The 22,214-nt window shown below is 63.8% G+C and carries 20 protein-coding genes; 2 read left to right on the top strand and 18 right to left on the bottom strand.

Features of this window, described 5'->3' with window-relative positions; translation table 11 throughout:
* Positions 1-238: 238 nt before the first annotated feature.
* The 18 genes from EJ079_RS14725 to EJ079_RS14640 form a co-directional block, all read right to left on the bottom strand.
* Positions 239-1,051 (bottom strand): NAD(P)-dependent oxidoreductase, encoded by an 813-nt coding sequence (locus tag EJ079_RS14725; RefSeq protein WP_127809347.1) that lies wholly within the window; start codon positions 1,049-1,051, stop codon positions 239-241.
* Positions 1,052-1,054: 3 nt separating this feature from the next.
* The gene (locus EJ079_RS14720) at positions 1,055-2,257 is read right to left on the bottom strand and encodes a pyridoxal phosphate-dependent aminotransferase (RefSeq protein WP_127395257.1); all 1,203 of its coding nucleotides are present in this window, start codon (positions 2,255-2,257) and stop codon (positions 1,055-1,057) included.
* Positions 2,254-3,873, bottom strand: a complete 1,620-nt coding sequence (locus tag EJ079_RS14715; RefSeq protein WP_127320509.1) for a hydantoinase B/oxoprolinase family protein — start codon at positions 3,871-3,873, stop codon at positions 2,254-2,256. The genes EJ079_RS14720 and EJ079_RS14715 overlap by 4 nt, the downstream gene beginning before the upstream one ends.
* Positions 3,870-5,963: a hydantoinase/oxoprolinase family protein gene (locus tag EJ079_RS14710; protein ID WP_127395256.1), complete on the bottom strand. Its 2,094-nt coding sequence runs from the start codon at positions 5,961-5,963 to the stop codon at positions 3,870-3,872. The genes EJ079_RS14715 and EJ079_RS14710 overlap by 4 nt, the downstream gene beginning before the upstream one ends.
* Entirely contained in the window at positions 5,960-7,630 is a 1,671-nt protein-coding gene (locus tag EJ079_RS14705) for a thiamine pyrophosphate-binding protein (protein ID WP_127395255.1), read from the bottom strand. The genes EJ079_RS14710 and EJ079_RS14705 overlap by 4 nt, the downstream gene beginning before the upstream one ends.
* A 95-nt stretch (positions 7,631-7,725) precedes the next feature.
* Entirely contained in the window at positions 7,726-9,156 is a 1,431-nt protein-coding gene (locus EJ079_RS14700) for an FAD-binding oxidoreductase (RefSeq protein WP_245481872.1), read from the bottom strand.
* Positions 9,157-9,188: 32 nt separating this feature from the next.
* On the bottom strand, positions 9,189-9,953 hold the full coding sequence (locus tag EJ079_RS14695; RefSeq protein WP_127395254.1) for an amino acid ABC transporter ATP-binding protein: 765 nt from the start codon (positions 9,951-9,953) through the stop codon (positions 9,189-9,191).
* An 11-nt stretch (positions 9,954-9,964) separates the two neighbouring features.
* Positions 9,965-11,044 carry an amino acid ABC transporter permease gene (locus EJ079_RS14690; protein ID WP_127395253.1) on the bottom strand — a complete coding sequence of 360 codons (1,080 nt, stop codon included), beginning with the start codon at positions 11,042-11,044 and terminating at the stop codon, positions 9,965-9,967.
* A 3-nt stretch (positions 11,045-11,047) separates the two neighbouring features.
* Positions 11,048-12,211, bottom strand: a complete 1,164-nt coding sequence (locus tag EJ079_RS14685; RefSeq protein ID WP_127809346.1) for an ABC transporter permease subunit — start codon at positions 12,209-12,211, stop codon at positions 11,048-11,050.
* A gap of 82 nt (positions 12,212-12,293) precedes the next feature.
* Positions 12,294-13,328: an amino acid ABC transporter substrate-binding protein gene (locus EJ079_RS14680; protein ID WP_127397376.1), complete on the bottom strand. Its 1,035-nt coding sequence runs from the start codon at positions 13,326-13,328 to the stop codon at positions 12,294-12,296.
* 86 nt (positions 13,329-13,414) lie between these two features.
* A complete protein-coding gene (locus EJ079_RS14675) occupies positions 13,415-14,365 on the bottom strand; it encodes a LysR substrate-binding domain-containing protein (RefSeq protein WP_023810154.1) in 951 nt (316 codons plus the stop codon).
* Between the two features lie 96 nt (positions 14,366-14,461).
* Positions 14,462-15,211, bottom strand: coding sequence for an SDR family oxidoreductase (locus EJ079_RS14670; protein ID WP_127397377.1), 750 nt, complete (start codon positions 15,209-15,211; stop codon positions 14,462-14,464).
* Between the two features lie 11 nt (positions 15,212-15,222).
* Positions 15,223-15,933: an SDR family oxidoreductase gene (locus tag EJ079_RS14665; protein WP_127321703.1), complete on the bottom strand. Its 711-nt coding sequence runs from the start codon at positions 15,931-15,933 to the stop codon at positions 15,223-15,225.
* A gap of 311 nt (positions 15,934-16,244) precedes the next feature.
* A complete protein-coding gene (locus tag EJ079_RS14660; RefSeq protein WP_164761873.1) occupies positions 16,245-17,033 on the bottom strand; it encodes a FadR/GntR family transcriptional regulator in 789 nt (262 codons plus the stop codon).
* Positions 17,034-17,083: 50 nt separating this feature from the next.
* Positions 17,084-17,431, bottom strand: a complete 348-nt coding sequence (locus tag EJ079_RS14655; protein ID WP_023810158.1) for a RidA family protein — start codon at positions 17,429-17,431, stop codon at positions 17,084-17,086.
* Positions 17,432-17,462: 31 nt separating this feature from the next.
* On the bottom strand, positions 17,463-18,269 hold the full coding sequence (locus EJ079_RS14650) for an SDR family oxidoreductase (protein WP_127268819.1): 807 nt from the start codon (positions 18,267-18,269) through the stop codon (positions 17,463-17,465).
* Positions 18,262-19,074, bottom strand: coding sequence for a shikimate dehydrogenase (locus tag EJ079_RS14645; RefSeq protein ID WP_127268820.1), 813 nt, complete (start codon positions 19,072-19,074; stop codon positions 18,262-18,264). Before EJ079_RS14645 ends, EJ079_RS14650 begins: the two co-directional genes overlap by 8 nt.
* A 6-nt stretch (positions 19,075-19,080) precedes the next feature.
* Entirely contained in the window at positions 19,081-19,971 is an 891-nt protein-coding gene (locus tag EJ079_RS14640) for a 2-hydroxy-3-oxopropionate reductase (RefSeq protein ID WP_127809345.1), read from the bottom strand.
* Positions 19,972-20,080: 109 nt separating this feature from the next.
* On the opposite strand from EJ079_RS14640, the gene EJ079_RS14635 reads away from it, so the two are divergent.
* Entirely contained in the window at positions 20,081-20,845 is a 765-nt protein-coding gene (locus tag EJ079_RS14635) for an HpcH/HpaI aldolase/citrate lyase family protein (RefSeq protein ID WP_127395399.1), read from the top strand.
* Positions 20,846-20,860: 15 nt separating this feature from the next.
* Positions 20,861-22,078, top strand: coding sequence for an FAD-dependent oxidoreductase (locus EJ079_RS14630; protein WP_127809344.1), 1,218 nt, complete (start codon positions 20,861-20,863; stop codon positions 22,076-22,078).
* The last annotated feature ends 136 nt before the right edge of the window (positions 22,079-22,214 follow it).

The following is a 22,214-nucleotide window of genomic DNA, read 5'->3' as shown; positions in this document are numbered from 1 at the left end:
GCGCAGCGCATAAATCTCTAAGCCTTCGACGCCCATGGTGGATGAAATGCTTGCGCGGGAAGGTCGGGCATCGTCTGCAGGTGCCGCTGCCAGATCTGATCCATGACCGTGGTCAGCGTGGCACATCGAAGCCGGCGCCGCCGACAACCTCCTCGATCTCCGCCACCATGCGTGAATCCATCGCCTGCCGCATCTCGGCTTCCGGTCTGCGCCATCGAGCGGATTGGTATTTCGATAGCTACGCCCGCTTGTCGTCCGGATGGCCAAGCTCGCAGAACCACCCGCCCAGATACTGCACCGATGGCGCCTTGGGATCCGGAATCTGCGTCTTCCCCTCGACCGCTGCGCGGAACGGCTCGGCACTATCCTGCGGAGAAAACCCCAGATGGTTGGCGCCGCTGTTGTCGACCGTTTTCACCTTGTTGTCGGAAAGGCCGAAGGAGATCGTATGGCCGACGCGCGGCGCGGTGAGAGCTGCCTCGACCAGACGCACACAATCGGCGAAGGAGAGGTATGACCACAGCATGCGACGGTCCGCCGGTTCGGGGAAGGACGAAAAGATGCGCAGGCACGCCGTCTCGATGCCGAACTTGTCCCAGTAAAGCCGGCTCAGGCTCTCGACGAAGTTCTTCGACACGCCATAGAGGCTGTCGGGACGCACCGGCGCGTCGACGCCGATATGCGCCTCGACCTCGTGATAGCCGACGGCATGCACGGAGGAGGCATAGATGACTCGTTTCACCCCGTGTTTCCGGGCGCCCTCGTAGATGTGATAGGAGCCGCGGATGCTGGAATTCAGGATGGTTTGCCATTCGCATTCGAGTGGTGCGCCGCCGAAATGCACGATCGCGTCGCAATCCTTGGTGGCGGCAATCGTCGCCTCCATATCGGCGAGGTCGAAGACCGCTTCTTCCTCGTGTGGAGCAAGATCGCCGAACGGTTCGCGGCCGGCCAGGCGGATCGTTTTTGCCAGCGGCACCAGCCCCTTTCGCAGTTCCGAACCGAGGCGGCCGGCCGCGCCGGTGATCAGGATGCGTTCGTAATGCGGCATGATTTACTCCACTTGCGCGACGGCGGCGTTGATGCGCGCGATCGCTTCGGTCAGCACCTCTTCGCCGGTCGCGGTCGAGATGCGGAAATAGGGGGAAAGTCCATAGGCGGCGCCCGGCACCGAGGCCACGCGCCCTTCGTTCAGGAGATAATTCGCCACTGCCGTGTCGTCCTCGAGCACGACGCCTTTTGGGGTCCTGCGGCCGATCAGGCTGGCGCAGCCGATATAGGCATAGAAGGCGCCTTCCGGTGGCGAAAGCGTAAGACCGTTGATCCGCCTGATGCCGTCGACGACAAGGTCGCGGCGCGCCTCGAACGCCTGCCGAAAGCGTGCCACCTCGTCCTGGGGGCCGTTGAGCGCGGCCACCGTCGCCGCTTGCGCGATCGAGCAGACGGACGTGCAGGACTGGCTCTGGATGATCGCCATCGCCCTGGTGAGCGGCGCCGGCCCGGCGGCATAGCCGACACGCCACCCGGTCATCGCATAGGATTTGGAGACGCCGTTGACGATCAGGGTGCGGTCCCTGAGTTCCGGGCAAGCCTTGCCGAAGGAGACGAAGTCGCGTCCGTCGAACAGGATGTGCTCGTAAATCTCGTCGGAAAGCACCAGCACCTGCGGATGCCTTGCCAAAACCGCTCCGAGTGCCCGCAGGTCCGATTGCGAATATATGGCGCCGGAGGGGTTGCCGGGCATGTTGAGGAACAGCCATTTCGTCCTTGGAGTGATGGCTTTTTCGAGCAGCTCCGGCGTCAGCCGGAAGCCCGAAGTTTCCGGGCACTCGATGAGGACAGGCCTGCCGCCGAGCAGCTTCACCATCTCGGGATAGGAGACGAAGTAGGGCGCCGGCAGGATCGCTTCGTCACCAGACTCCAGCGTCGCCATCAGCGCGTTGAAGATGATCTGCTTGGCGCCATTGGCCACGACGACGTCGTCCGCCGTGTAGTCCAGTCCGTTTTCGCGGCGGAACTTGCCGGCCACGGCTTCGCGCACCTCGGCCGTGCCGGCGGCACCCGTGTATAGCGTCTGGCCGGCCTTCGCGGCGACATGCGCCGCTTCGATGATATGGCTCGGTGTCGGGAAATCCGGCTCGCCCAGGCCAAGATCGATCACGTCGACGCCCTTGGCGCGCAGGGCCCTGGCTGCCTGCGAAGCAGCCATGGACGCCGACGGCTTCACCGCAGACAGGCGCGAGGCAATGTAGCTCATTTGCCGTTCTCCGAAATGTATTCCTTGGAGCGGTCGTTCGCCCGCGCCTCGGTGCTGCGCTTGGACGGATCGCCATAGCCGCCGCCGCCCGGCAATTGGAGGATCAGCCGACGGCCGGCCGGAACATGCTGCCAGCCTTTAGGTCGCATCTGCGTGCCATCGTCCAGCCTGACCACGCCGGCCACTCCAGGTCCGCCGCCGTTGCGCCCGTGGGCGGGATGATTGACGCGGTCGAACATGGCCGAAAAGTCGAATTCATGGCCCTCGATCGCCTCGATTTCGATAACCTGCCCGAGCCCGCCGCGGAACTCGCCGTCGCCGCCGGAATCGGGCCGCAGTTCCTTGCGCCAGATCACGATCGGGCCGGTGTGCTCCGTTGCCTCGATCGGCATCGTATGGACGCCGGAGGGGAAAGCCGTCGCCGACAATCCGTCGAGACCGGGGCGCGCGCCCATGCCGCCGGAATTGAACATCAGCACCTCGGCGCGGCGGCCCGAACCGCCGGAGACCGGCCGAACCGAGATATGGATGTTCCACAGTGCGCCGGCGCCCTCGGCAAGGATCTTGCCGGGCATCGCCTTGGCGATCGCGCCGAGCACCAGATCGGGAACCATATGGCCGAAGATGTGCCTGAGCGCCACCGGCGCCGGCCGCACGGCGTTCAGGATGTTGACCGGAGACGACACGGTGAAGAAGGCGAGCGACGCGGCATTGTTAGGAATATCGGGCGCCACCACGCATTTCAACGCGTAGCAGGCATAGGCCTTGCTGTAGATGATCGGGCAGTTGATGCCCCATCGGCTCATCGGGTCGGTACCGGTGAAATCGACCTCGACGCCGGCGTCCCGAACAGTGACGGTCGCCGCGAGTTTCACCGGCTCGTCGTAGCCGTCGGTCACCAGCGCGTTCGACCAGCTGCCTTTGGGCATCGCCTTGATGCGTTCGACCATGGCGTCGCGGGTGCGCGAGAAGATGAACTCGCCAAGCCCGTCCAGCGATGCCAGGCCGATCTCCTTCATCATGTCGACGAGGCGTCGGTGGCCGACTTCGTTGCAGGCGGCGAGTGAATAGAAATCGCCGACGACCTGGTTCGGCTCGCGGACGTTGGCGCGCAGGATCCTGACGAGATCGAGATTGACCTTGCCCTTCTCCGCGAACTTCATGATCGGGATCTGGATGCCTTCCTCGTAGACCGACTTGCCGTCAGCGCCAAAGCCGCGCCCACCGACATCGACCACATGCGCCGTGCAGGCGAAGAACGCAACCAATTCGCCGTTCAGGAACGACGGCGACACCATGGTGATATCGTGCAGGTGGCCCGTGCCCAACCAGGGGTCATTGGTGACGTAGGTGTCGCCCTCGAACATGGTTTCGCGCGGGATTTCGTTCATGAAATGCAGCACCGCCTCGGCCATGGTGTTGACATGGCCGGGCGTTCCCGTCACCGCCTGTGCCAGCATCTGGCCGCGGGGATCGAACACGCCCGCCGACAGGTCGCCGGATTCGCGCACCGATGTCGAGAAAGCCGTGCGCAGCAAGGTGAGGGCCTGCTCCTCGACCACCGAGATCAACCGGTTCCACATAACCTGCATGCGGATTTCACTGATGTCGCTCATGCCTGGCTGCCTTTGCGGATCAGAAGGATCGCTCCGTCGCTCTGGATGACGGCGTCGAAGCTCGTGGTGACGACGGTGGACGTCTCGCGTTCGACGATGATGACCGGGCCCGCCACCCGATCGCCGGTGCACAGCCCCTCCCGTTCGACGATGCCATAGGTCCGTGGCGCACCGCTGGCCGGATCGAACACCGCGCGGCTTGTTGCCGGCTGAGTGGTCCGCTTGCCGGTGATCAGCTCGTGCCTGGCGACAGCAGGCCGGACATCCGTCGCCTTCACGGACCAGGTGACGATCTCGATTTCCAGGCCGCCAAGTCCTTCGATGGCGCGGCCGAAGAAGCGTTGGTAATTCGCCTGGAACAAATCCTCGAGCGTGGTTGCGGCATCATTGCCGAACGGCTCGTCCGGCAGCGGCACGGGGATTTCCCAGCCCTGGCCGGCGTAGCGCATGAAGGCGGTGATTTCGCATGTGATCGTACCGTTGGCCCCTGCCCGCACGAAGCTTTCGGCTGACACTTTGAGGTCATCGAGCAAAGCATTGGCCTCGGCCGGCTTGAACTGCGACAGCCGCGTCAGCCGGGATGCCAGGGCTTCGTAGCCGAACGGAGCCTTGAGGAAGCCGATCGCCGATCCGACGCCCGCGCCCTTGGGGACGATGCACTGGTCGATGCCGAGTTTCTCGCAAAGCCTTGCGGCGTGAAGCGGGGCCGCGCCACCGAAGGCGATCATCACGTTGTCGGAAATGTTTTTGCCGTTTTCGACGGCATGGACGCGGGCGGCATTGGCCATGTTCTCGTCCACCACCTCGCAGATGCCGAAGGCCGTCGCCATGGCATCGAGCGACAGGCGTTCGCCGACATCGCGCAGGATCGCCTGTTCGGATGCGGACGTGTCCAGCCTGATGGCGCCGCCGGCGAAATTGTCGGGATCGAGCTTGCCGAGCACCAGGTCGGCATCTGTGATGGCCGGGCGCCTGCCGCCGCGGCCGTAGCAGGCCGGGCCAGGTTCCGATCCGGCACTTTCGGGACCGGTCTGGATGCGGCCCATGGCGTCGACCCAGGCGATCGACCCGCCGCCGGCGCCGATCTCGATCATCTCGATCACGGGAATGGAGATCGGCATGCCGGAACCTTTGCAGAAGCGATAGGTACGCGCCACTTCGAAGGTTCTGGCGGTGCGCGGCGCATAATCCTCGATCAGGCAAATCTTTGCAGTGGTGCCGCCCATGTCATAGGAGACGACCTTTTCCAGGCCGAATCGCCTGGCGATGTCGGCGGCGAAGATGGCGCCGCCGGCCGGGCCGGACTCAACGAGGCGCACGGGAAATTCCGAGGCCGTCTCCACCGAGATCAGACCGCCGCCCGAATGGATCATGAAGACCGGGCACTCGGCGCCCATCTCCTTCAAGCGGGTCTGGAAACGCGCGAGATAGTCCGCCATCTGCGGCCGCACATAGGCGTTGGCGCAGACCGTGTTGAAGCGTTCGAACTCGCGCATCTGCGGCGAGACTTCGGCGCTGATCGAAATCGGGATGGTAAGCTTGCGGGACAGGATAGCGCGTGCCCGGCGCTCATGATCAGGGTTGGTGTAGGCATGGATGAAGCCGATCGCCACGGAGCCGAAACCGCCGGCCGCGATCCGGTCGGCAATGCCTTCCAGGGCGGCTTCGTCGAGCGGTTGAAGCTCCTGGCCTTCCGCACCGATCCGGCCCTTTACCGTGAAACGGTGCTCGCGCGGGATTAGCGGCGCCGGCAACTGCAGGTCGAGGTCATACTGCTCGAAACGGTTTTCGGTCCGCATCTCGATGACATCGCGGAACCCTTCGGTGGTGACCAGCGCGGTCTTGGCGCCACGGCGTTCGATGAGCGCATTCGTCGCCAGCGTCGTGCCGTGGATGATGATGCCGATCTCGGCAAGCGCGATACCGGCATCGCGCGTGACGACGGCAATGCCGTCCAGGATCGCCTGCTCGGGCGCCGCATAATTGGTCAACACCTTGGTGGAGAAGATCGTTCCCCTGAGGTCGAGCGCGACGTCGGTGAACGTGCCGCCGATGTCCGCGCCGAGACGGATGTCGTCTTTGGAGGTCATGCCTTGGCCTTCTGGGAAGCGAGCGCGGCGTCACGCATCTGGGAAAGGGTCTGTCGGGGCGTCAGCGCTTCGGGAGATATGGCGATGTCGAGGACCGCTCCCGTCACGGATCCGAGCGCCCGATCGAACGCCGCCGCGAAATCGCGCGTCGCCTCGACCCGCTCGGCATGGAAGCCATAGGCCTTTGCCAGTGTCACGAAATCAGGGTTTTCGAGCGACGTGCCCGAAACGCGCGCCGGATAGTGGCGCTCCTGATGGGCGCGGATCGTGCCGTAGATGCCGTTGTTGAGGATCAGCACGATCGGCTGCGCGCCAGCCTGCATGGCGGTTCCGAGTTCCTGGCAATTCATCTGGAAGTCGCCGTCGCCGGCAAAGCAGACGACCGTGCGTTCTGGAAACGCAACCTTGGCGGCAATTGCCGCCGGCAGGCCGTAGCCCATGGCGCCAGACTGCGGGGCGAGCAGCCGTGCGTCCGGCCCGAACTTGAAGAACTTGTTCGGCCAGACGGTGAAATTGCCGGCGCCGTTGGTGAGAATGACGTCGGCAGGCAGGTTTTCGCGCAGCCAGGCGCTGACCTCCACCATGTCCACCGGGCCGGGCTGGACGGGCGCGCCGAATGTCCCTTCATAGGCTTTGCGGGCCGCGGCGCGCCAGTCCGCCCAGCCGCCTTTGACGGGCGTCAACGCCCGGGCAAAAGCGTTCGGCCCGGCATGGATACCGATGGCCGGCACATAGATCTTGCCGATCTCGCGATCGGAGCCATGGACATGGATCAGTTTCTGGCGCGGCACCGGCACGGACAGCAGCGTATAGCCATCCGTGGTCATCTCGCCAAAACGCACATTGACGGCCAGGATCACGTCGGCCTCGCGGAGCAGGGCTTTGACATGCGCCACCATGCCGACGCCGGCCTCGCCGACAAAGACCGGCGAATGGTTGTCGAACTGGTCCTGATAGCGAAAGGCCGCCACGACAGGAATGTCGGAAGCCTCTGCGAAAGCCTGTAGCGCCGCGCGTCCGTCCACGGTCCAGTTGGCGCCGCCCATGAGCAGGACCGGCCTCTCGGCCTTGGCCAGCAGCTTGAAGGCCGAAGCGATCGCTTCCGGCGCCGGTGCCGGCTCGAAAATGGCCGCCGGTGCGCTGAGCGGAGCCGCTTCAGTCATGGTGGTCAGCATGTCCTCGGGCAGCGCGACCACGACGGGACCAGGTCGTCCGGTCAATGCGGTCGTCCATGCCCGCGCCACAATCTCGGGCAGGCGCGCGACATCGTCGATCTCGACCGCCCATTTGGCGACCGTGCCGAACACCGCCCGGTAGTCGATTTCCTGAAACGCTTCGCGGCCCTTCATGTCGGTGCCGACCTGGCCGACGAACAGGATCATCGGCGAACTGTCCTGCATGGCCGTGTGAACGCCGATGCTGGCGTTGGTGGCGCCTGGGCCGCGCGTCACGAAACAGATGCCTGGCGAGCCGGTCAACTTGCCGTAGGCCGAGGCCATGAACGCCGCGCCGCCTTCATTGCGGCAAAGCGTGTAGTCCAGCTTTCCCTGCGTGTCGTGCAGCGCGTCCAGGACGGCCAGATAACTTTCTCCGGGCACGCCGAAGCTCCTGGTCGCGCCAAGCCCGATCAGGCACTCGACGAGAAGGCGGCCGCCATTGCGGATCATGCTTCGACATCCTCACTTTGGCGGCAGGTCGATCGAGCCTGCCTTCGGTTCATAGGTGCACGCAGGCGGTTCGGGGCGAAATCAAGAAATGCCGTCTATTCGAAAGTTTTTCTTTGCCGAGCAGCGTGCACCAGCACGCCCGGATTCATCGTGTCCCGTGGATCGAATGCATCCTTGAGCCGCGCCATGAGTTCGCGTTCCAATGGACTGCGGTTTCGGTCGGCCATGGCGATCTTTGCGCGGCCAAGTCCATGCTCGGCCGCGAAACTGCCGCCCATTTCCGTGGCGAGCGACGATAGCGCCTCGGCGAACCGCTCGGCCTTGCCGTCAAAATCGGCGCGGCCTTCCGGCGGCGACAGATTGTAGTGGATGTTGCCGTCGCCGAGATGCCCGAACGGGTTTATCCGCACGCCGGGAAGAATGTCGTCGCAGATCTCTGCGCCGGCCTCGACGAAACGGGCGATAGCGCCCGGAGGCACCGAGATGTCGTGCTTCAGCTGCTCTCCTTCCAGCCTCTGTCCTTCCGGCTGCTCCTCTCGCAGCCGCCAGAATTGTGCGCGATGCGCGCCCGTCGCCGCCAATGCTCCGTCCAGCACCAGGCCTTGCTCCATGCCCCACTCCAGCGCCGAAGCCAGTATCTCGTCGAGCGGAACGCGGGGGGCGCCCGATGCCAGTTCGACCAGCACATAGACCTCGCCGCGTGCCTCCAACTGGTAGGCGAGGTCGGGCAGGTGTTTGAGGGCCAGTCCCAGCCCGATGTCGGAGAAGAACTCGAGCCCGGTCAGGAATTCCCCCACCTCGCCCCGCAGAAAGGTGCCAAACGAAACCGCCGCGGCGAAATCGGACATGACGACAAGCGCGCTCGCCTGCCGCCGCGGCATCGGGTAGAGCCGCAGGATCGCGCGCGTCACGATGCCAAGCGTTCCTTCCGCGCCGCAATAGAGCTTGCGCAACTGGTAGCCGGCATTGTCTTTCTGCACCGCGCGCAGCCCGTTCCATATCGCCCCGTCAGGGGTCACGACCTCCAGGCCAAGCACGAGGTCTTGCATCATGCCATACCGGAATGCCTGGCTGCCGCCGGCATTGGTGCCGACCAGGCCGCCGATCCTGGCGCTGCCTTCCGCGCCGAGATGCATCGGAAACATCAGGCCGTGCGGTTCCAGCGCCTCGTGCAACGCGGCAAGCACGGCTCCCGCCTCGACGAGGATCGAGCCGCTGTCCAAGTCCGGTTTGCCGATCGCCGTCATGCGCGAAAGCGAAACGATCACCGCATTCGGCCGATCGGCGACGGCGCCGCCGCAAAGCCCGGTGTTGCCGCCTTGCGGCACGACCGCCAGGCCGGCCGCGTGGCATGTCTTTACGACACTGGCTACTTCGGAGGTATCCGCAGGCCTGGCCACGCCCAGAGCCGCGACGCCGTAGCGATCGAGCCAATCGCGCTGATAGGGCCTTGCATCGCTGCCCGAAAGCCAGCCTTTCGGTCCGAGCATCTCGCGCAAGGCGGTGACGGGATCAGTCACGGACATGGCTGCGGCCTGACGCGGGATCGTTGCATCGATCAGTGACCAAGCACCTGCGACAGGAACTGCCGCGTGCGCTCGTTGCGGGAGGAGGTGAAGAATTCATCGGGAGGCGCCTGTTCGACGATCTCGCCTCCATCCATGAAAATTACCCGGTCGGCAACCCGGCGCGCAAAACCCATCTCATGCGTGACGCAGATCATTGTCATGCCTTCAGAGGCGAGCGTGACTATGACGTCGAGCACTTCCGCGATCATTTCCGGGTCGAGCGCAGAGGTCGGCTCATCGAACAGCATGATCTCGGGCTGCATGCAAAGGGCACGCGCTATCGCGACCCGCTGTTGCTGGCCGCCGGACAACTGACCGGGATACTTCATCGCCTGTTCGGGAATGCGTACCTTCTCCAGATAGCGCCGGGCGGTCGCCTCGGCATCCGCGCGCGGCACCTTGCGCACGATCATGGGCGCGAGCATGCAGTTCTCCAGCACCGTCATGTGTGGAAACAGGTTGAAGTGCTGGAACACCATGCCGACTTCCCGCCTGATCCCGTCGATGTTGCCGACATCGTCGTTGAGCTCGGTGCCGAGCACGGTGATCCGGCCGCCATTGTGCTGCTCCAGACGGTTGATGCAGCGGATCATGGTGGACTTGCCGGAGCCGGACGGGCCGCAGACGACGATCCTCTCGCCGCGATCCACGGACAAGCTCAACTTTCGCAGCGCCTGGAATGTCCCGTAATATTTGTCGAGATTTTCGATCAGCACCGCGGGGCCGCTGGATCGGGGCGAGTTTCCTGAAAGCACGTAAACGCCCCCTATCGTTCGCCGACCGACATACGGCGCTCGAGAAAAGCGCCATAGCGGGACAGGCTGAACACGAAGATGAAGTAGATGAAGGCGATGAAGGCATAGACCTCGACATAGGCGAAGCGCCACTCGCCGGTGCCGTAGGCGGCATTGCCGGAGGCCAGGATCTCGAAGAAGCCGACGATGATCACCAGCGAGGTTTCCTTGAACGAGATCACGAACTGGTTGATCGTCGCCGGCAGCGCATTGCGCATGGCCTGCGGTAGAAGAATGCGGCCGACGCGCTGCCAATAGCGCATGCCAAGCGCCATGGCTGCCTCTTCTTGCCCACTGGGAACGCCCTGCATCCCACCCCTGACGATCTCCGCCTGATAGGCGGAAAAAAACAGGGCCGAGCCCAGGATCACCCGGTACAGCTTGTCGCCCACCAGCCATTGCGGCAGTGCGAACGGCAGCACGATGGCGAAGGTGAACAGGATCGAGATCAGAGGCAATGAACGCACCCCGTCGATAATGAGGCCGGAGGTGCGGGAAATCCATGGCAGGCCGGAGCGGCGCAGCAGCGCCAGGCAGATCGCCAGCGGGAAGCCGATCAGGCAGGTGGTCACGAAGATGAACAGGGTCAGCGCCAGTCCGCCCCAGGCCTCCTCGCCGACATAGGGCAGACCAAGCACGCCGCCCTTCATCAGCACGTAGAAAAGCGCCGTTCCGGCTCCCCATACGAGTGCGATGCGGCGACCCGACCAGAAGGCTGGAACGCAACTTAGCACCGTCATGACCACGACGATCAGGCAAGCCAGGGCCGACCGCCACTGCTCGTCATAGGGATAGAGGCCGAACAGGATGATGCGCCATCGCGCGGCAATGACCGACCAGCAGGCTCCCGCCGCCGCCTGGCAGGCTTCGGGTCCGCCGCTCGTCGTGAAGACAGCCGAGAAAACCGCCCAATTCAGGAGCTTCCAGGCCAGGAAGACCATGACCGCCAGGGAAGCCAGCGACAGCAATGCCTGCAGGGGCGTCGCAAAGAAGCGCCGCCTCAGATCCTCGATCTTGCCAATGGCAGGAGGGGCGACAACGACCATTTCCATCCCTCACCCCCTCAACTGGTTGCCCTTGAGGGCGATTGCTTTGTTGATGCGGTTGAAGATGGCGGCGAGGCTGAGGTTGATGACGAGGAAGCCAGCCATCAGGATGCCGATCGCTTCGATTGTCTGGCCGGAATGGTTGATCGTCAGCGCCACGATCATGAAGAAATCGGTGAAGCCCACCGCGATGCCCATTGTGGTCGCCTTCATCAGCCAGACATACTGGTTGGCGAGGATTGGCAGCATGGCGCGTAGTGCCAGCGGCAGCCGCACCAGCATGAAGACCCGCCACGGGCCGAGGCCCAGGGAAAGAGCCGCCTCGACCTGGCCCTTGCCGACAGCCTTGAACCCGCCGCGCACGATCTCGGCGATGTAGGAGCCGCCATAGATGGCGATCGCGATGGCCAGTGTCGCAAACTCCGGCGGAATGCGCAGGCCGCCTCGCAGATTGAGACCTTGCAGCGCCGGAAAATCGAGTAGCGGCGAGTCGGCCAGGCGGCCGGCCACCAGAACGATGGCCGCGCAGGCAAGTGCCGCCGCCGTGCCGGCAAGCTGAATGCCGCCACGCTGGCCGACCGGCAGGCTGAGGCGCGATGTCCTGCCCAGCCAGATCGGCAGCGCGATGGCGGCAATCACAGCCAATGTCGCCGCAGCGAGCGCGGCGCTGCTGACATTGGGGAACGGGATGTAAAGCCCCCGGCTGGTGAGGAGAAAGCCCCATCCCTCATGCGCGGCGCGCGGCGTCGGCAGATGGGTGATGACGGCATACCAGAAAAAAACCTGGAGGATCAGCGGGATGTTTCGGAAGATGTCCACATAGGTGCGGCCGAGCAGCCGGGCCAATTCGTTCGAGGATGTCCGCGCCAGGCCGACGATCGTTCCGACGATCGTCGCCAGCGTCAGGCCGACGGTTCCCAGAAACAGCGTATTGATGATCCCGATGAGGAAGTACCACCAATAAGGGTCGTTGGCCGTGGCGGGCAGCAGCGAGAAGTTCAGGTCCCAGCCCGTCGACTTGAACAGGAAGTCGAATCCGGAGGTGATCCCCTGCGCCGCCAGGTTCTGTCTGGCGATCACAATGCCGGCAAGCACCATCGCGGCGATCGAGCCGACATACAGGATCTGCAACAGTGCGTTGCGGACTTTTTGATTTCTCAGCAGGCTGACCATTCAGAAATCCTTCCCGAATTGCCGCGCGGTCCCGCCCGGCGGGAGCCGGGCGGGACCTGGAGCGGGATGCGTTCAGAACGGATCAATCAACAACCAGCGGGAACAGGACACCGCCATTGTTCCACAAATTGGTCAGTTCGCGATCCATCTTGTAGGGCGAGTCCTTGCCGAGATCGCGATCGAAGATTTCGCCGTAGTTGCCGACGTTCTTGATCACCTTGTAGGCCCAGTCGTCGGAGAGCCCGAGACCCTTGCCCATGCCTGGCGTGACGCCGAGGAATTTGGCGACCTGCGGTGAAGTCGGCTTGGCCTTTATCTCGTCGACGTTCTTCGATGTGATGCCTTCCTGCTCGGCAAAGATCAGCGTGCTCAGCGTCCAGTTGGCGATGTCGACCCAGTTGTCGTCGCCTTGCCGCATGATCATGACTTCAGGCTCGACGGCGAGCACGTCGGGCAGGATGACATGGTCGTCGACCTTGCTCTTGGCGATGCGCGCAATGGCCAGTGTCGGACCCCACTGCGCATAAAGATCGCAGCGTCCCGAGAAATAGGCCTGCTCGAGCTCCTCGGTCTTCTCGATGAGCACCGGTTCGAGCTTGATGCCTAGCTTGGCAGTATAGGCAGCGACCTGCTGTTCCTGCGAGGTGCCGGCGGGAATGCAGATCGTGCCGCCGGCGGCATCCTTGAGCGACTTGAGGTTCAGCTCCTTGTGCGCCATCACCTTGGTGGTCCCGAGATAGTAGGACATGGAGAACTGCAGCCCAAGTTCGGTGTCGCGGCTGAGCGTGCCGCCCGAGGCCTTGACGATGATGTCGACATCGCCGGACTGCAGGGCCGGCCAGCGCTGGGCCCAGCTGATAGGAACGACTTTCAGCTTCGCAGGGTCGCCGAACACGGCCGCGGCCACCGCCTTGCAGAGGTCGATGTCCATGCCCTTCCAGTTGCCCTTGTCGTCCACCTCGGCGAAGCCGAGATAGGAGCCGTCATGGCCGGTGCAGTTCAGCATGCCGCGTGCCTTGACGGTTTCGAGCGTCTTGCCGCCAGCGGCTTCCGCCGGCGCCGCAAAATGCACGAGGCCAAGGGCCAGGGCCGAAGCCCCCCATTTGATCATTTTCATGTTCCGTCTCCACTGTTGAGGTTGTTTGGTTTCTTGTTGTTGGAGGCCCGAAAGGCGTCTTTCAGGCCTCGGTCTCGAAGCCGCTTCTAGTCGGAAAGCGGGGCCGGTTTCGGTAACGAGGAAATCGTGAGGTCGCCGCGCCAATCCTGCTGAGCCAGCCATCGGTGAAGTGCCGCGACCGCCTTCACGCGCAGATGTCCGCGTGGGACGACAAGATAGAAGCCCGGGACTTCCTCCGGCTTCATGTCGGCAATGGCGTCGCGGCCGATCGGCGCGACCAGCGTGCCCGCCCGGAAATCTTCCTCGGCATCGATGACGGAAACCAAGCCCACACCTATGCCTTGCAAGGTCGCCCGGCGCATGGTCGCGGCGTCGTCGAAGCTGATGCTGCGGTCGCCATCCGTCAGTTCCACGCCAAGGTGGCGCAATATGTCCGGCCACAGACGCTTCGACTTGACGGTGTCGAGCAACGTGAACTGTGTCAGATCATGCGCCGACTTGATCCTTTCGCCGATCGCCGGCGTGCAGCAGATGATCTTCGGATCCGGCACCAGCAACGTGGTTTCATAGTCGGACCAGTTGCCGTAGCCCCACTGGACCGTCATATCGATATCGTCGCGCCCGAAATCGGGCAGGTCGACCATGGTCGTCAGGCGCAGGTCCGCGCCCGGCAAGATTTCCCGGAACAACGAAAGCCGCGGCAGGAGATAATGCGTGGCGAAGTATGGGCTCGCATTCAGGTTGATGCGGTCCCGATAGTTCGACTTGGTGACGCGGCGAACGCCTTCGGCAAACTCGTTGAAGCCGGCTTTGACATAGTGCGACAGAAGAATGGCCGACTCGGTCAGTTCGATCGACCGGCCCTTACGCTCGAACAGCGTTACCTGGAGCGTATCCTCCAGAAGCTTGATCTGCTGTCCGACGGCCTGCGGCGTGACCAGCAATTCATCCGCCGCCTGCCGAAAGCTCTTGTGCTGCGCGACCGCGTGGAACACGCGCAGAGCATTCAGCGAGGGAAGGCGCAGCTTGCCGGTCATCGAAAATTCCGTTCCTTTCCCTGCTTGTGGCCCGGTCGGTCATGCACTGCCTCGGTCATGCACTGCCAGAGTTCAGTCGCCCGCGGCGAAAGAGACTTAGGCGTATATGTAACCACCTGAAACAATTACGTTTTCACCGGTCATGTAAGTGTTCTTGGGGCTGCCCGTCATCAGCACCCATTCGGCAATCTCCTTTGGCTCGGCACCGCGGCCGAGCGGGCTCGCCTTGGCCAGTTCCTCCAGGAAGCCGAGCGCTTTCGCCTTCTCCGTCGCCATGCCGGCCGGCGCCACCGAATTCACCAGAATGCCGTCCTTCGCCACGTGATGGGCAAAGGATCGGGTAAGGCTGACGACGGCGGCCTTGGTCGCCGCATAGTGAGCGTTCTGCGGATGCGCCTTGAAGGCGTCGACCGAGGTCAGGTTCACGATCCGGCCGCGGACGCGGCTCTTCGGCTCCTGCGATTGCATGTGGCGAACCGCCGCCACCATCATGTGGTAGGTGCCCTTGATGTTGATGCCGTTGGAGGCATCCCAGTCGGCGTCGGTGATTTCGAGGAGCGGGCGGCGAGGGTAGATCGCGGCACAATTGATCAGCGTGTCGACGCGCCCGAGTTTCGAAACGATCGCCTCGAATGCGGCGTGGCACTGTGGGCCTACCTGGATGTCGCAAAGGGCGGTCGCGGTAGGCAGTCCGCTGGCCTTCGCGGTCGCCAGCGCGGACTCGGCGGCTTCCTGGTTGATGTCGATGATGCCGATCTTTGCCGCTCCGGCCTCGACAGCCATCTCGGCTAAGAGGGCACCGAGGCCGGCACCACCGCCAACGATCAGAACGGAAAGATCTTTCATCCCAGTTTTCCTTACTTGGTACCGCTTGGCGAGGTTGGCCAAGTCGGCATGATGTCGAAACGGGTAACGTCGGCCCACGCGGGGAGCCCAAGCACAGCGACGACCATCCTGGCCACGTCATCCGGCTGCACCACTTTGCTGGCGTACATGGCTGCGCGCGCGTTGGCGTCGAGGATGTCCTGGTAGAGCTGCGTCTCGACACGGCCGGCAACGATCTCGGTGACGCGTACGCCCGATGGGGAGAGGTCGGCGCGCAGCGCTGCTGCAAAGCCTGATATCGCCGCCTTGGTCGCTGAATAGACGGCAATGTTGGAGTATGCCGCGTGGCCCGCTGTGGAGCCGGTGAACAATACATGCCCGGACTGCCGCTCGCGCATTTGCGGGACGACGAGGCGCGTGAGCAGGATTGCCGCGCTGAGGTTCACCTCGAGCGTGGTGTCGATGTCAGCGATCTTCATATCGGCGAAGTTGCCGAGCGGCGGCATGACCCCGGCATTGTTGATCAGCACGTCGATGGTGAGATCCGCCAGGGCCGCTTCCAGGGCCTCGCGGTCGGTGACGTCGACGGCAATCGGCACGATGCCGGGCCGCTGTGCCTGCAGCTCCTTGAGCGCGGCCTGGCTGCGCCCGACCGCATAGACGTCGTAGCCGGCGTCGCTCAGCGCGATCGCGATGGCCCGCCCTATGCCGCTCGTCGCACCGGTGATGAAGGCTGTCGTCACGTGGGCTTTCCTGATTGTCTGTTTTCAGTTTGCGGCCCGGGCCGATGCCGCGAAACCAAGAAAACCAGCAAAAAGGAAAGATAAACTTTCGAAAATTTCGGATGCCTCCAAAATCCGTTGGGGTGTTCGGATAACCGCAGCAGCCGAAAACCCAAGGAAACGCTGGCAAGCTGGCGCCTTCAGCCCTTGGGAAACCCGCGCAGCCGGTGACGGAACAAAAAACACGGCTTTCGCAATGGATGTCTAATTTTCGGCCCAGGCGCGCCGATGCGATCGAATTCGCGAGGCCTCATGCGCCTGTCGAGACAGCCTCATCCGCCTGTCGAGACAGGCCTTTTCATGTCGGTGAAAAGTGAGGCCGCCGCCGCCTTCTGCTCGGCTTCGATTGCCTCCACGCCAGAGGCTCGGGCCAGGGCGCGCACCCGCCCGAGACTGTTGTGCAGGTGCTTGCGCATGGCCTGGCGGGCGGCGCGGCCATCCTGCCTTTCGATGGCGTCGACGATTGTCTTATGTTCGCTGTGTATGCGCGCGTAGTAGCTGTCCTTGAGTTCGGGCGTGACCAGATAGCCGAGCTGGAAGCGCGGGACGATCATCGGCCCGAGATAGCTTAGGAAACCGTGAATGAATTCATTTCGTGCCGCCTTGGCGATCGCCAGGTGGAAATCATAGTCGTAGTGGATCTGGACGACGGCGGGATCGGCCTGCTGGGCGTCGACCTGTTCCATCAAGGTGCGGATCGCGCTGGCTTCCGCATCGGTGCGCCGTTCCGCGCACAATCCCGCCGACTCCACCTCGACGCTCAACCTCAGCTCGAGCAGCGCAATGGTTTCCGGCAAGGTCCTGAGCGCTTCGTCCGGTATCGAGAAGTTGCGCGGCGCCGGCGTCTCGCTGACGAACATGCCGCGCCCCTGCTGCGGCACCACCAGGCCTTCGGAACGCAGTCGCGCCACAGCTTCCCGCACCACGGTGCGGCTGACATCGTACTCGGCGCAAAGCTCCGCCTCAGTCGGCAATTGCGCGCCGGGCAGCAGCTGTCCGGAGCGGATCTTCTCGGACAGGCTCTCCGCCACGACGGTGGAAAGCGGCTTGCGCTTCGTCATCAGTCTCCCTCTCGCCAGATTCGGGATGATGCCCGAACCGGCAGGACCATTCAAACCGCCGCGGTGACGATCAGCTCGACCAGCATTCCGGGCTTCGCCATCCGTCCTTCGCCCGATGAGCGCGCCGGTGCGTGCTCCCCGGGCATCCAGGCGTCCCACACCGCATTGACCTCGTCGAAATCCCTGATGTCGTCCAGCCACATCTGCACATGAAGGATGCGGGTCTTGTCCGTGCCCGCCTTGCCAAGCAGCGCATCGATCTTGCCGAGCACCTCGCGCATCTGGTCGGCCGCGGACTGGCCGGGCCTCGCGACCTGGCCGGTGAGGTAGAGCGTGCCGTTATGGATGACGCCATGGTGTATGCGGGTATCGAAGTCGAAGCGCTGGATGTCGCTCACTGGCGAGATATTGATCACTGGATTATCCTTGTCAGATAGCCGGCGTTTGCCGGATGGGATTTCCCTGCAGATATTGTGCGTAAGGCGCCTGAACCAGCCAGCCGGCGTCGACCGGCAAGGTGACGCCGGTAATCGAAGCGGCGCGCTCCGAGCAGAGGAACAATGCCGCCTCGGCGACGTCGCGCGGCTCGACGAAGCGTCGCAGCGCCGTGGTGGCCTGTATGGCTTCGGGGTTGCGTTCACCCCTGGCGATCTTGGTCTTCAGACCATCGGAAAGTGTATAGCCGGGCGCGACCGCATTGACGCGAACGCCATGCGGGCCGAGTTCGGCGGCGAGGATCTGGGTCAGGGCCAGGACCGCATGCTTTCCCGGCGTGTAGGCGGGCAGCGACAGCGGCGCGAAAGAGGCGAGCGAGCCGACATTCAGGATCGCGCCTCGCCGGGCGGCCGACATCAGCCGGCCAAACACCTGGCACCCCAACAGCGTGCCGCGATAATTCACCCGCCACATCTTCTCGTCCTCGTCCAGATCCTGATCAAGGACGTACTTGCCGCTCTGCAAGATGCCGGCGCAGTTGACGACGACGTGAGGCGTGCCGAACCCGTCGCTGACAATCCGTGCCAGAGCCTCGACTGAGCCGCTATCTGCGACATCTGTCTGGACAAACAGCGCACGCGGCGCGCCCGCCGCCTGGCAGGAGCCGGCCGCCTCATTGCCCCTCGTCGCATCCCGGCCGGAGACGACCACATGATAACCGTCTTCTGCGAAGCGCTGCGCGATAGCGCGTCCGATGCCGGAGGTGCCGCCGATGACGACGGCAGTCGGTGTCTCAGCCATGGCCGCGGTCCTTGCCTTCGATGTCGAAGAATTCGGACATCGCCCGGACCTGGAAATCCATCATCGGGCGTCCCGGTTGAACGCGGCAGCCGATCCCCTTGGCCGCCCGCAGCAGAGCGGTTTCCGCAGGCTCCATGATGATGTCCACGACCGTCATATCCGGGGTCAGCCGGCTGACGTCAAGCGGCAGCGGATCGCCGGCATGCATGCCGACAGGCGTGGCGTTGATCGCCATATGCATGCCGGAAGGCTCGGCCTCTCCGACCTGGATGCGGCATTTCGGGAACGCGCGGCCAACCAGCGCCGCCAGTTTCCCGGCGCGCGCCGTATCGATGTCGGTAAGGCGGATTTCGTCGGCGCCGGCTTCCGCGAGACAATAGGCGAGCGAAGCACCGGCGCCACCGGCACCGACTTGAAGAATGCGGCGGCCGGCGATCTGATGCCCGTTCGCCTTGAGCGCATCGATGAAGCCGACGCCGTCGAAATTGTCGGCATACCAGCTGCCATCCGGCAGCCGTCGCACCGAGTTGGCGCTTTCCACCCGCGCGGCGCGGTCATGCGCGGCGGAGCATTTGTGGTAGACCGCAACCTTGTACGGCACCGAGATGATCACGCCCCTGATATTCTCGGCTGCCGTGATGCCGGCCCAGAAGGTCTCAAAATCCTCCGGGCGGCAGCTCAAGGGCACCATGAGGCTGTCGAGGCCCTTCTGCTCGAAGATCTCGTTGAATATGCCGGGGCTCTTGGCGTGGGCCACGGGATGGGCCAGCATCACGAAGATCTCGGCCTTGCCGGTTCCGCGCATCGGTTTTTACTCCTTTTCTTTTGACAGTTCGTGGCCGCTGAGGATCTCCAGCGCCCGGACGAGAGACGAGTGATCGGCCTCGGCGCCACCTGGATGGGCCGAACAGGCATTCATCAGTTGCTGCGCCATGGCGGTGTTCGGCAGCGCCACGCCAAGGGCGCGGGCACTGTCAAGCGCCAGGTTGAGATCCTTCTGGTGGAGCTTGATGCGAAAGCCTGGGGCGAAGGTCCGGTCGATCATGCGCTGGCCATGCACTTCCAGGACGCGGGAAGCGGCGAAGCCACCCATCAGGGCGCCGCGAACCTTCGCCGGGTCGCACCCGGCCTTGCTGGCGAAGACAAGCGCTTCGGCCACGGCCTCGATGTTGAGCGCAACGATGATCTGGTTGGCGATCTTGCAGGTCTGCCCGGCGCCATTCTGCTCGCCGATCAAAGTGACGTTCTTGCCGAGTGTCTCAAAGATCGGCAGCGCCCGCTCGAACTCGGCGGCCGGGCCGCCGACCATGATGGTGAGGCTTGCCGCCTTGGCGCCGACCTCGCCGCCCGAGACCGGGGCGTCGAGGTAGCCGGCTCCCTTCTCTCGCAGTTTCGCCGCGAACGCCGCCGTGGCGATGGGGCTGATCGAGCTCATGTCGATGACCAGCTTGCCGGCTGACAGTCCTTCCAGGACGCCGTCCTCGCCCAACAGGACGCGTTCGACGTCAGGCGTGTCGGGCAGCATGGTGACGACGATCTCGGACCCCCGTGCCACTTCGGCGGCGGACGCGACCACCGATGCGGTCAGGCCCTGCGGCAGAGGGGAGCGATTGAGAACGGTGACGATCTCATGCCCGGCATCGGCCAGGTGACGCGCCATCGGTGCTCCCATGACGCCAAGCCCGATGAACCCGATCCTCATTCTCCAGCTCCCATTCGAAAGTCCGTACATCGCATCTTGCAGCGTTTTGTAGCCATATGATATAGGACATCATACAAATTTCAACCAGATGATTGGAGACGATCGCAAGATGCAAGAACGCCTCAACACGCTGAAAGCCGCCACCGCGGCTGGCCGGGCTCACATCGGCATCTGGTGCTCGCTGGCTTCGGCGCTCACCACGGAGATCGTCGCCGGCTCTGGAGCCGATTGGGTTCTGATCGACGGCGAGCACAGCCCCAACCATCTGCGCAGCATCATGGCGCAGCTTCAGGTGATGGGCGGCTTCGACAGCGAGGCTGTCGTCAGGCTGCCCTCCGACGATCCCAATCTGATCAAGCAGGCGCTGGATATCGGCGCACGCAGCCTGATGATCCCCAATGTACGAACCGCCGATCAGGCCCGCGCCATCGTCGCGGCCATGACCTATGCGCCCGGCGGATTTCGCGGCTTCTCGGTCGGTCACCGCGCCAACGCCTTCGGCCGCATCGCCGGCTACCACGCCAAGGCGCGTGAGCAGCAACTTCTCGCCGTGCAGATCGAGGATCAATTGGGCGTGGCGAATGCCGCCGAGATCGCGGCGGTCGACGGCGTCGACGTTCTCTTCGTCGGTCCCGGCGATCTTTCCACCAATATGGGCGCGATGGGCAATCCCGGCGCGGCACATGTCCAGGAGGCAATCTCGTCCGTGCGCAAGGCCGCGACGGCGGCAGGCAAGGCAAGCGGCATCCTGGCGCCGGCGAAGGCCGATGCCGACCGCTACCTTGCCGAAGGCTTCACCATGGTTGCCGTCGGTTCGGACCTTGGCCTTCTTGCGCGGGGCTCGGATGCCCTGATCGCTTTGTTCAACCAGTAGCTTGGAGTCGGAGCCATGGGGATCCCGCCTTACAAAGCGCCATCGCGCAACGCCTACGACATCGTCATCGTCGGCGGAGCGGTTGTCGGCTCGTCCACGGCCTACTGGCTGAGCCAGGCGCTGGGCAGCGGTGCCTCGATCCTCGTGGTCGAGCGCGATAGCAGTTACGAGTTTTCATCGACGGCGCTGTCCACCAGCGCGATCCGGCAGCAATATTCCAATCCGATCAATGTGAAGATCAGCCAGTTCGGCATCGAGATCATCCGCGGATTTCAGGAGCGTATGGCACCTTTCTACAAGGACGAACCGGCGCCCGACCTCGGCTTCAAGGAGCATGGATATCTTTACTGCTGTTCACCCGACGGCGTCGAAGCGGCCCGCGAGCGCGTCGATCTGCAGCGCAGTTTTGGGGCCCACACAGTGTTCCTCGAGCCGGGCCCGCTGAAGGATCGCTTCCCCTGGCTCAATGTGGAGGATCTCGGTGGCGGTTCCTGGGGGGCCAGGGAAGAGGGCTGGTTCGATTCCGTGGGGCTGATGAACGGTTTCCGCCGCGCCGCCCGCGCCAGCGGCGTCGAGTATATCGACAATGCAGCGACAGGGCTGGATATTGCCGATGGACGGGTCATCTCGGTGCGCCTCGCGACCGGACAGACGGTTCGTTGCGGAACATTGGTCAACGCCGCGGGCCCGCGCGCGCAGCAGGTGGCAGCCATGGCCGGCCTGTCGATCCCGGTCGCGCCCTACAAGCGCTACAGCTTCGTCTTCGCCAGCGCCAACCCGATCCCCGGCCGGATGCCCAATGTCATCGACCTTTCCGGAACATTCGTGCGTCCCGAAGGCGAGCTTTTTCTCACCGGCAACACGCCGCAGGGCGACGGACCGGCCGGCTACGACGACTTTGAAATGCACCATGAAGAGTTCGACGACTACATCTGGCCGGCACTCTGGCACCGCATTCCGTCTTTCGACGCACTCAAGGTCCAGACCAGTTGGACCGGCCACTACGAGTACAACATGCTCGACCACAACGGCATCGTCGGCTTCCACCCGCAGGTGACCAATTTCATGTTTGCCAACGGCTTCTCGGGGCACGGGCTGCAACAGTCGCCAGCCGTGGGCCGGGGAGTTTCAGAACTTATCGTTCACGGGGCTTTCCAGACGCTCGATCTCTCGCCATTCTGTTACGAACGCATAGAGCGCAACGAGCCGTTCCTCGAGGAAGCGGTGATCTAGGGCGAGACGATCGACCACCCCGTTTTGATTTGGCGATGCAATTCACTACGGGACGTCGGTCGTGTTCGAGATTGCACCAAGCACAAGCGCCCCGGTTGTCCTCCTGGCCTCGAGATCGCGATGAGCGTCGGCAGCC

Origin of the sequence: Mesorhizobium sp. M7A.F.Ce.TU.012.03.2.1, assembly GCF_004006095.1 — a bacterium.
Lineage (GTDB): Bacteria > Pseudomonadota > Alphaproteobacteria > Rhizobiales > Rhizobiaceae > Mesorhizobium.
This window is presented reverse-complemented; position numbering and strand designations above follow the sequence as displayed.